Source organism: Salimicrobium flavidum, from assembly GCF_900156645.1.
GTDB lineage: Bacteria > Bacillota > Bacilli > Bacillales > Halobacillaceae > Salimicrobium > Salimicrobium flavidum.
This window is the reverse complement of record NZ_FTOC01000015.1, coordinates 25,024-33,640: the sequence shown is the minus strand read 5'-3', so window position 1 is coordinate 33,640 and position 8,617 is coordinate 25,024. Positions and strand designations below refer to the sequence as shown.

General features: G+C 39.7%; 15 protein-coding genes. 12 read left to right on the top strand and 3 right to left on the bottom strand.

Annotated elements, in window-relative coordinates; translation table 11 throughout:
- Positions 1-196 precede the first annotated feature (196 nt).
- From BW944_RS13850 to BW944_RS13825, 6 genes are all read left to right on the top strand, one after another.
- The gene (locus BW944_RS13850; protein WP_076560691.1) at positions 197-550 is read left to right on the top strand and encodes a 3'-5' exonuclease; all 354 of its coding nucleotides are present in this window, start codon (positions 197-199) and stop codon (positions 548-550) included.
- A gap of 3 nt (positions 551-553) precedes the next feature.
- Positions 554-946, top strand: a complete 393-nt coding sequence (locus tag BW944_RS13845) for an HIT family protein (protein WP_076560689.1) — start codon at positions 554-556, stop codon at positions 944-946.
- Positions 947-1,176: 230 nt separating this feature from the next.
- Complete coding sequence (locus BW944_RS13840) at positions 1,177-1,425, top strand: hypothetical protein (protein WP_076560688.1); 249 nt, start codon at positions 1,177-1,179, stop codon at positions 1,423-1,425.
- Positions 1,426-1,952: 527 nt separating this feature from the next.
- Positions 1,953-2,171 carry a hypothetical protein gene (locus BW944_RS13835; protein WP_143525726.1) on the top strand — a complete coding sequence of 73 codons (219 nt, stop codon included), beginning with the start codon at positions 1,953-1,955 and terminating at the stop codon, positions 2,169-2,171.
- Between the two features lie 342 nt (positions 2,172-2,513).
- A complete protein-coding gene (locus BW944_RS13830; RefSeq protein WP_076560684.1) occupies positions 2,514-2,723 on the top strand; it encodes a hypothetical protein in 210 nt (69 codons plus the stop codon).
- Entirely contained in the window at positions 2,713-3,303 is a 591-nt protein-coding gene (locus BW944_RS13825; RefSeq protein WP_076560682.1) for an ATPase, read from the top strand. The genes BW944_RS13830 and BW944_RS13825 overlap by 11 nt, the downstream gene beginning before the upstream one ends.
- A 139-nt stretch (positions 3,304-3,442) precedes the next feature.
- On the opposite strand, the gene BW944_RS13820 is transcribed toward BW944_RS13825, so the two are convergent.
- Positions 3,443-4,615, bottom strand: coding sequence for an iron-containing alcohol dehydrogenase (locus BW944_RS13820; protein WP_076560680.1), 1,173 nt, complete (start codon positions 4,613-4,615; stop codon positions 3,443-3,445).
- Between the two features lie 213 nt (positions 4,616-4,828).
- Here BW944_RS13820 and BW944_RS13815 point away from each other — a divergent pair, with 213 nt between their 5' ends.
- From BW944_RS13815 to BW944_RS13805, 3 genes are all read left to right on the top strand, one after another.
- Positions 4,829-5,440: a hypothetical protein gene (locus BW944_RS13815; RefSeq protein WP_076560678.1), complete on the top strand. Its 612-nt coding sequence runs from the start codon at positions 4,829-4,831 to the stop codon at positions 5,438-5,440.
- 79 nt (positions 5,441-5,519) lie between these two features.
- Entirely contained in the window at positions 5,520-5,909 is a 390-nt protein-coding gene (locus BW944_RS13810) for a DUF4181 domain-containing protein (protein WP_076560676.1), read from the top strand.
- Between the two features lie 47 nt (positions 5,910-5,956).
- Complete coding sequence (locus BW944_RS13805) at positions 5,957-6,829, top strand: phosphotransferase family protein (RefSeq protein WP_076560674.1); 873 nt, start codon at positions 5,957-5,959, stop codon at positions 6,827-6,829.
- A 61-nt stretch (positions 6,830-6,890) separates the two neighbouring features.
- On the opposite strand, the gene BW944_RS13800 is transcribed toward BW944_RS13805, so the two are convergent.
- Entirely contained in the window at positions 6,891-7,235 is a 345-nt protein-coding gene (locus BW944_RS13800; protein WP_076560672.1) for a DUF3221 domain-containing protein, read from the bottom strand.
- Positions 7,236-7,476: 241 nt separating this feature from the next.
- Here BW944_RS13800 and BW944_RS13795 point away from each other — a divergent pair, with 241 nt between their 5' ends.
- The 3 genes from BW944_RS13795 (at position 7,477) to BW944_RS13785 (ending at position 8,379) form a co-directional block, all read left to right on the top strand.
- Positions 7,477-7,914 carry a hypothetical protein gene (locus BW944_RS13795; protein WP_076560670.1) on the top strand — a complete coding sequence of 146 codons (438 nt, stop codon included), beginning with the start codon at positions 7,477-7,479 and terminating at the stop codon, positions 7,912-7,914.
- A 74-nt stretch (positions 7,915-7,988) separates the two neighbouring features.
- Positions 7,989-8,177, top strand: a complete 189-nt coding sequence (locus BW944_RS13790) for a hypothetical protein (RefSeq protein ID WP_076560668.1) — start codon at positions 7,989-7,991, stop codon at positions 8,175-8,177.
- A 19-nt stretch (positions 8,178-8,196) separates the two neighbouring features.
- Entirely contained in the window at positions 8,197-8,379 is a 183-nt protein-coding gene (locus BW944_RS13785) for a hypothetical protein (RefSeq protein WP_076560666.1), read from the top strand.
- 29 nt (positions 8,380-8,408) lie between these two features.
- Here BW944_RS13785 and BW944_RS15105 read toward each other — a convergent pair whose 3' ends face one another.
- On the bottom strand, positions 8,409-8,585 hold the full coding sequence (locus BW944_RS15105; RefSeq protein ID WP_159438277.1) for a hypothetical protein: 177 nt from the start codon (positions 8,583-8,585) through the stop codon (positions 8,409-8,411).
- Positions 8,586-8,617 lie beyond the last annotated feature (32 nt).

Genomic DNA, 8,617 nt, shown 5'->3' with positions numbered 1-8,617 from the left:
GTTCCCGGTTCATTATCATCGATCCTTTCGGGTATTTATATACCTTTCTTATACCCGAAAAACCGACATGGAAAGCTTAAGTTCAACTTATATAGAAAAAGAAGAGTATCTAAATAGTATAATACAATAAGAAAAGGGTATTCCGTATGAAGAGATACTTGTCCTGAAACGGGTGAAACGCACCTACAAGGTGAGCGTGATTGATACGTTGAAGCAGACGTTTTTTGAAGAAGGAATTCCTTTCACCTGGGTCATGGAAAATCAGGAAACGAAGCGGGTGTATGAGAAAAATGATGGAACGGCAAAACTCTGTACTTGCGATAGTAGCAAAGGACTCGATTTTCAGGCAGTGTTCATCGTAAATGCTAATAATCTGCCATTTTCGCTTGAAGAGTATAAGGATAGGGAAGCGGCTCTTATGTATATCGGAATGACCCGTGCTATCGAGTATCTGATGATCTCCTATAGCGGTGAATCGCAGTACACGAAGTATTTTGATCAGTTGTTGGAACAAAGAACAGAGAGCGGAAAGGTGTCTATCAATGAGTAGAAAATGCGTCTTTCGTATCCCGAATTTGAACCTGAGCAGGAATTGATCCTCAGCAATGAACACTGTCTCTTCCTGCAATTAAATCACTACCAGATGAAAGGAGAACAACTGGAAGGATCAGGGCTGATTGTTCCCTGGCAACATAGAGAAACGGTTTTCGATTTGACGGAGGAAGAATGGAAGGGGACGTACCGTCTCCTCCAAGAAGTGAAAAATTACATAGATAGTAATCATAACCCTCAAGGTTACAATTTGGGTTGGAATTGCGGAGAAGTCGGCGGCCAGCATATTTTTCACGCCCATTTTCATGTGATTCCGAGATATGAAGATGAACCCTTAGCTAGGAAAGGGATCCGATATCTGTTCAAAAATGAGAATAACAGGAGATATCCATAAAAAGGTGAGCTTATATTAGATGTAGAGGTGTTCGAATGATTTATTATTTTAGATTCTTCATTTTCATGATTATAGGTCAATCTATTTGGCATTTGGTGGTGTCTTCATATGAAGAAAAGCTTTTAGACATAGTAGGTATTTCTTTTTTTGCTACTTTGTTCAAATGGTTATTAGATAATCCCTGGAGTGGAAAAGATGAAACAGAATGAAGATTTGAAGGAGGTGCGGTGATGAATAAATATGGAGGCATTTCCATTCTAATGAGTGTACTTAGTGTTCTTGCCCTGTTTGTATTAAGAGGGCCAAATGCGAATGGGCACTTAATTATCGCGATTTTCAGTTTCTTCTCTGGGATAGGCATTACCTTGGCTATTCTCTCGAAGAAACTTATTGCAGTAACGCTGGGTCTCATATTAAACGGAGGCGTACTTGTTTATACTTACCTTCTTCTTATAGCATTTGGAATAAGTGAGCCGTAGTAAAGGTGAAAAAACATTAATGTTAAATTTCCAGGTTCAAAAGGAGATCTAGGGGGAAAAGATGGATTTATTGATTTGGATCTTCATTGCTTTTGTAGTAATTGGAATAATCAGCAATGTAAAAAAACAAAGAACTGAAGAATAACAACATAAGCATTCTATGTAGATTAGGATTTCATAAATTTATACAGATAGATTGGGAAGAAGAATCCCCAAGAGCAATTTACGAGTGTGAGAAATGTGGTAAATAAAAAAGGTGATGAGAGGTGTATGAGTGTGAAGGTCTATAGTAATAGAATACGTGAGCAAGAGTTTCAAATTTGATTTTCAGACCACTCGAAACTTCTGTCTCCGTTGAGTCGTAAGTATAAAAAGGGGGAGGTCTTATTTATAGAAACAATTATAAGTGGATAGTAATGTCCTTGTTGATTTTAGGAATCTGCTTTGTTTCTGTCGGTTGTTTCCGAAGTTCGGAAGGGACTTATCTTCTAGGGGATATAACAGAAATCAATGAGGAAAACGGGAAAATGGAAATGAAAATTACGGGTTCGTTTACAGTGAGCGATGCAGAAAGCAATACAGAGCCTTATCAATTTGAAGAGAAACCAGATTCTTTGACTATACGTGTTTCCAGCCCTCAAAAATATGAGGAAGGGCAAAGAATACAGGCGAAAGTTATCAAGAATTATGAAGAAGATGTCTGGGATTTGGATAAGTTGGAATTTGAAGTAGAAGAAGTGAGTTAGGATGCTGGTCTGTTAGTGTCATTACATAGAACGTTATATGACGGTACCTCGCGCTTAGGATTCAATGCGCAAGGTGATGGTGTAGTTTACTCATATTTCTACCGGAGTATTCGCTAAAACAAGTAGACTTTGACGCATTGTTGAAAAGCTGAGAATGAAGGAATTTTTCTTTTATATATAAAAGAGCTTAATGATAACAGTGGAGATGTGGAAATTGAAATAACTGGCTCGTTAATAATTAACGATACTTACTCTTTTTTCAAATTCGTCAGTTAAAGCATAGGAAGTTTCAGCTTATGGTATACTAAAATGACTAACAAGGATTCAGGTGGTGAGGTTATAATGCTTGAGCACAACGAAGATTCAAGAAAAAGAAAGTATGATTGGATTCATCAATGGGCTCAAATGACCGGAGAAAGAGCCATGATAGATGCTAAAGTGAACGATACTTACATTGTTTATGCCACAAAAGACGGTCTGGTCAAAGAGTTCCCTAATGGTGAAGCTAAGCCGTTAAGTGATGGGAACCAGGAAGAATCGAATGATTTTTAATAATAAACCGATCATGTACATTTTTGCAGGGAACAACGGGAGCGGGAAGAGTACAATACGAAGTATCATTATAGACAAGATCGGGATTGAGATGAATATAGACCCTGACGGAATTGCGAGACACCTGGATCAGTCGGACCCTGAATCGAAGAGGGCAGAGGCTGGCCGGTCAGCGATTAAATCAACCAGGGATTGTATTGAGAATAAGAAGAGCTTTTCTGTAGAAACGACACTTGCAGGGAAAACGTTTCTACGAAGAATAAAAATGGCCCGAGAAAATGGCTTCGAGATTACGATGTTTTATCTTGGACTGGAAGATGTCCAACTAAATATTGAACGCGTCGTTTCGCGGGTTCAAAACGGAGGACATCATATCCCTACGGAAGACATTCTTAAAAGGCATGGAAAGTCGAAAGAGAACCTGACCAATAACTTGTCATTAATAGATAATCTGATAGTGATAGACAATAGTCATTTTTACGGTGCCACCGTTTTGGAGGCATATGATAACTACCTTGCATATGAAAGCAACAAACTGCCAGAATGGGTTCTTCCAATCAAAGAACAATTGAAAAGTTAATGGGAACCTTATAAAACAGTCTGGAAATAAGAAGATTTTACAATAACTTGAAATGCAAATTGAACCAGTTATTTGCGACAAAAAAAACAGAGCTCGGGAAATACCCTGAGCTCTGTTTCCTTATATCTTTTATTAATCATTAAGCTTTCACTAGTGCTTCCTTCCCGTAGTAAGAAGCCTTGAACAATTCTTTCATCTGTTCTAATGATGTTTCACGCGGGTTGGTGCCCGTGCATGGGTCTTCCATAGCGTTCTCCGCCATCGTATCCATATGCTTGTTGAACTCTTCTTCGGAGACGCCGAACTCCTGAAGAGTCGTTGCCAGACCGAGATTTTTGTTCAAGTCATAGATATACGCTATAAGAGAATCGGTCAATTCAGCGTCATTGTTCCCTTTCAGGTTGAGACGGCGGGCGATTTCAGCGAAACGGTCTTCCACGACTTCACGGTTGAACTGGATGACGTAAGGAAGATAGATCGCATTTGCATAGCCATGCGGAATGCCGAACGTCGGACCACTCTTATGAGCAAGGCTGTGTACGTTACCTAGGACAGCGTTCGCGAAAGCCATGCCTGCCATCGCCTGGATGGTGTGCATTTTCTTAGCGGCTTCCTGGTCGCCCTGATAAGAAGCGAGAAGGTTGTCTTTGATAACTTCAGCTCCTCCGAGGGACAGGATATCCGTGTACATCGTACGCGGCTTCGCTACATACGCTTCAATGGTGTGCGTGAATGCATCCATACCGGTATAAGCAGCGATGTGTTTCGGCAGTTCTTCGATCATCACGGGATCGATGATGGCGACATCCGGTGTCAGTTCGAAGTCCGCTACCGGATATTTCACGTTCGTCGTCTCATCAGCTACGACGGAGAGGTTGGATACTTCCGAACCACTTCCGCTCGTCGTCGGAATACCGGCGAATTTCGCTTTATGACGAAGCTTCGGCAGCTCGAACGGCTTGATCGCATCTTCAAAAGCGAGTTCCGGATGTTCGTAATAGAGCCAGATCGCTTTGGCGGAGTCCATCGCAGAACCGCCACCGATACCGATGATCCAATCTGGTTGGAAGTCCTCAAGATCTTTCGCTCCCTGTTTGACTACTTCAAAGGTCGGTTCGGTATCGAAGCCTTCTAATACTGCTGTTTCTATATTGGCAGCTGCCAGATGATCCTGGACCTTGGAGAGATTGCCGTTTCTTTTCACAGAACCTCCGCCAATGACGAGTGCCGCCTTTTTCCCTTCAAAAGACTCAAGCACTTCAAGTGCGTTCTCTTCGAAATATATATCGCGTGGAATCGTAAAACGACTCATAATAAAAATCCTCCTAGAATTGATGTGTTGATCATCGTTCTCTGGTTGAAAAATCGCCCTGTCCTTCAATCGAGGGCAATGCTAAGCAGTGTTCCCATTCTTTGAGAATATCAAACTTCTTCGATTATTTTCGCAGGAGCATCGGTAGAAAAAACAATAGATTTTGAAACGTGGATAAACTTGTAATCGTATGCAGACAAAGGAGGAAGTCGATTGAATTTGAAATCTAAGAAGATAGGAAACGTATTAACGAAATTTCTTTGGGTTAATCTCGGATTAATAGCTATCCTGATAGTGAATATAGTAATCGGTTCGGTCGTGGGGCTGGGAGAGGCTTTCTTAGCTTATGATGGAGTTGTTGCACTCGTCTTAGGAGCGAACGTCCTTATCTACACTGTGATTTATCTGTTCTGGCTACATAAAGTCCACGGTGACTTAAGGGAATTGGATGAAACGTACCCGATTACCCCGGGAGGCGCTTTAGCTCGGGTGCTGATCCCTTTTTACAACATATATGGGTTGTGGAACATTTATTCTACGATGGCGGGCTATTTCAAAAAGAATACCCAGGAGCAGGACATCGGTCAGAAACTGGCTTATTACACCCCGATCTATTACATACTTTACTTTGGAACCACACTGTTTAATTATACTTTAGAAAATTCTTCTCCGGAAAGTACATTCAGCTTTGTATGGTTTATCTCCTACGTAGGTGACGCTGCGCTGGTAGTCATGTTCATTCTGATCATCAAAGCCGTGTCGACTGGTTTAACACGGTTATCAGAACAAGAGATGGACAGTAGTCGAGAAGAATATGGTAATTGAACGATCATTAATCGAATTTTGATGGGGAGGGTTAACTATGTATGGGCTAGGTCCTATGTTCTGGGGGTAGCTAGTATTGATGCTGGCTAGCATTGGACTGTTATTATTTTTGTTTAATGTTTTAATGAGAAAGTTGCTGAACGTTGAGAAAAAGAGCTTATTTTCTTACGGTCATGTGAATGACAAACATACAACAGTTGATTGGACCATCAGGCTCGGGTTTATAATTACTCTGATAGTCGGGTTTGCCATCAACGAGGCGCGGTCGTTTGGAGAAAGGTTATGGTTTTTGAAACCTTATACATTAACATTCATCTTTATCCTGATATTAGAATCAACCAGAGCTTTCATGGAATGGAAGTACGCAAAAAATCGGAATGATTATATTTTCACGCTCAGCCAATTAGGGTTCATCTCACTAATATTGATTACCGTATTCACGACAGACTTTTTCGGTTGGATGGGCTGAGACAAGGAAATTTAGTTAAAGAGTGAGTGACACAGGGAGGTGTCTTAATGAAAGATTATTATGGGAGAATAATAAGTGAGCGATATCCGAATTTGAAAATAGACCAGATCGAGATGAATGAAATCGGACAGAACAATACAGTGCTCATTGTGAATGAGCGGTTCGTTTTCAGGTTTCCTAAGTACTTAGAAGGTATCGAAAAACTGAAAAAAGAAACAAAAGTGTTGGAACACATAGGTAAGAGGGTGAGCCTCCCTATCCCCGAACCCAAGTATATACATTTTGAATCCGGTGTGGTGGGAGAAGTATTCACAGGTTATCCACTTCTTTCTGGCACCCCCTTGTGGCCTTCTGAAATAAAAAAAGTAAAGAAAGAAGTCCAAATTCAAAAAATCGCTGAACAGTTGGTCCGATTCCTGAGTGACCTGCATTCTCAGCCTGTCGATGATTTGGATGTAAAGAAACAGAGGATGGAAGACCTGCGCCACTCCACCGAGAAACTATATGAAGCTTTCAAAGAAAAGTTATTTCCGTATATGAAGGAAACATCAAAGAAGGAAGTAGCTCGAAACTTTGAAGTATTCATATCGGATAAGAAAACACTGAATTTTGAACCGGTTCTCATCCATGGGGATTTCGGGGCATCCAATATTTTATGGGATGCAGAGCGGGAAGCGGTATCAGGGATTATCGATTTTGGGGAAACGGAAGTCGGTGATCCGGCATATGACTTCGCCGGGTTATCGGCGAGTTATGGACGTTCTTTTCTAGAGAAGTGTCTGGGTCTATACACAAGCGACGATACTATAATGAAAAGAATTGAGTTTTACCAAAGTACGTTTGCGCTTCAAGAAGCTTTGCATGGGGTGGAAAATAATGATCAAAAAGCATTCGAAGAGGGGATGCGGGGGTATAGATAATCCAGCTTTTAGAATTTAGGTTTTGAAAAAAAGGGAGCATCATTTTAACATAGATAAATCTCTAATCGTCTGTAATTATAAGCATCGTTCCATCAACCTGCCCTGGTAAAGATGCTTTAATATCTCCGGTCCAATGAACTCTTATTTTTTGGCCTGCCTCAAAATTTTTATGTATTTTTTCATTAATAAACGGTATATCAAATTTATTTCCAGTTGGGTTAGAAGCTTTTTTTTCTAATATATCCATTATTTCATCCTGAGTTTTTCCCTTTACCTCACTTTCATTTAATTCTATTACTAGTATAGAAGAGTCATATACTTCATAAATATACCCCTCCGTTACACTTTGATTAAAAAACCAAATTATAAGAACTAAAAAAAGAATTCCTGAAAAAATTTTCTTCATATTATTTCCTTACCTTAATTTAGCAATAAGCGATAAATGAAAATACCGAGCAACCATACCTTGTATTAAGTACCATTTTTCTATACTTGTAGAATAACAAAATTTTTCAGAAATATGTTACATTTAGGGAAAATAAGGTTCTCAATAGTGAATTATGATGATTTCTTCCTCTGATTCACAATTCTACTCATTCATAAACGAGAACGATTCCCCCATATGGATCCGGAGGTCGGGGAAGTTCATGGTGGGGAGCTATTATTATTTTGCTTTGGAGGGAATTATTACCAGACGCTTTATTTCATTTTCGATTTTGGCCTCTTTGCTTCTCCTTTTTTCTTGTAGCCATACGGACATTGAAGAGAGTCATAAGAATGCAATTGAGAAGAACGGTTGGGAAATCAAAAAAGTAGAGACAGAAGAAAAAGAATTGAATATGGCTTTAATAGAATCTGATGAGCTTTATACCAATCTTGCTATTGATACAAATGATATCGGAAATCATAAACTTCTTACTATAAGTTATGAACTTACTGCAAAATGTTCAGAAGAGAACATCGGAGCAGGTGTCTTTTACACAGACGAAAATATAATTGAAACGTATTTACAACTACCGACAGCTACTCCAGGGACCGTGCAGATGACTGACAAAGAATCATTTCTAAACGAATATTGCCAGTAGTAGAAGCCTTTTTATCTGAGGATCTTGCTGTCGCAAGTTGTTGGTCGAATTTTTTAGAATAGAGGTGTGGAACTTTGTCTAATAATAATGATGACAATGAACCATTCAATGATGCGATAGATCACCAACATAACATTGAAGGTGACCCGACACCGAGTGGTGGGAGTATGCCGTTACCAATACGAGTGATCGGTTATTTTCTCATTGGCGGTATCGTAGTAATGCTTTTTACAGGTTTATTAGGTAATTTATTGTTTAATTGAAAGGAAAGGAGAGTTTGGTATGAAAAGAAATTACACCGTACTGTTCCTTTTGTTATGTTCAGCATCTATTGCGGGAGGCTTAGCATTAAGTGATGTTTTCAATTATTCCATGATCGTAGGGGCCGGTTCAGGCACGATATTTCTTTTATGTGCTGCGTTTTTCGCAGGGAAGAACGAAAAAACTCAAAAAGATAGTGAATAGCTATGGAAATGATTAAAAGAAGCGTCCCTTCAAGTTTTTTTAGAAAATCGTTTTTCAAAAGAGAGATTCTGAGGAGTGAGCAGGAGGGGTAAGGTGAAGCTTTTATCGTTGTTTGTTTTGGGATTCTTGTTTGGTTTGGCGGTATCTTCACTCTTCAAAGGTGGTTTTGATTGGCCATCCCTATTGGTCTTTATCGCAATTTCCATAGTTGTGCTTCCTGGAGCATATATAGTGAGGC

What these genes read in the sequence shown, in the direction of transcription:
- BW944_RS13810 (WP_076560676.1), top strand. Translation starts at nt 5,520, where the DNA reads ATGCTGGCTAGCATTGGACTGTTATTATTTTTGTTTAATGTTTTAATG.
- BW944_RS13785 (WP_076560666.1), top strand. Translation starts at nt 8,197, where the DNA reads ATGAAAAGAAATTACACCGTACTGTTCCTTTTGTTATGTTCAGCATCT.
- BW944_RS13820 (WP_076560680.1), bottom strand. Translation starts at nt 4,615, where the DNA reads ATGAGTCGTTTTACGATTCCACGCGATATATATTTCGAAGAGAACGCA.
- BW944_RS15105 (WP_159438277.1), bottom strand. Translation starts at nt 8,585, where the DNA reads ATGGAAATTGCGATAAAGACCAATAGGGATGGCCAATCAAAACCACCT.
- BW944_RS13840 (WP_076560688.1), top strand. Translation starts at nt 1,177, where the DNA reads ATGAATAAATATGGAGGCATTTCCATTCTAATGAGTGTACTTAGTGTT.
- BW944_RS13795 (WP_076560670.1), top strand. Translation starts at nt 7,477, where the DNA reads ATGGTGGGGAGCTATTATTATTTTGCTTTGGAGGGAATTATTACCAGA.
- BW944_RS13825 (WP_076560682.1), top strand. Translation starts at nt 2,713, where the DNA reads ATGATTTTTAATAATAAACCGATCATGTACATTTTTGCAGGGAACAAC.
- BW944_RS13800 (WP_076560672.1), bottom strand. Translation starts at nt 7,235, where the DNA reads ATGAAGAAAATTTTTTCAGGAATTCTTTTTTTAGTTCTTATAATTTGG.
- BW944_RS13845 (WP_076560689.1), top strand. Translation starts at nt 554, where the DNA reads ATGCGTCTTTCGTATCCCGAATTTGAACCTGAGCAGGAATTGATCCTC.
- BW944_RS13835 (WP_143525726.1), top strand. Translation starts at nt 1,953, where the DNA reads ATGGAAATGAAAATTACGGGTTCGTTTACAGTGAGCGATGCAGAAAGC.
- BW944_RS13805 (WP_076560674.1), top strand. Translation starts at nt 5,957, where the DNA reads ATGAAAGATTATTATGGGAGAATAATAAGTGAGCGATATCCGAATTTG.
- BW944_RS13830 (WP_076560684.1), top strand. Translation starts at nt 2,514, where the DNA reads ATGCTTGAGCACAACGAAGATTCAAGAAAAAGAAAGTATGATTGGATT.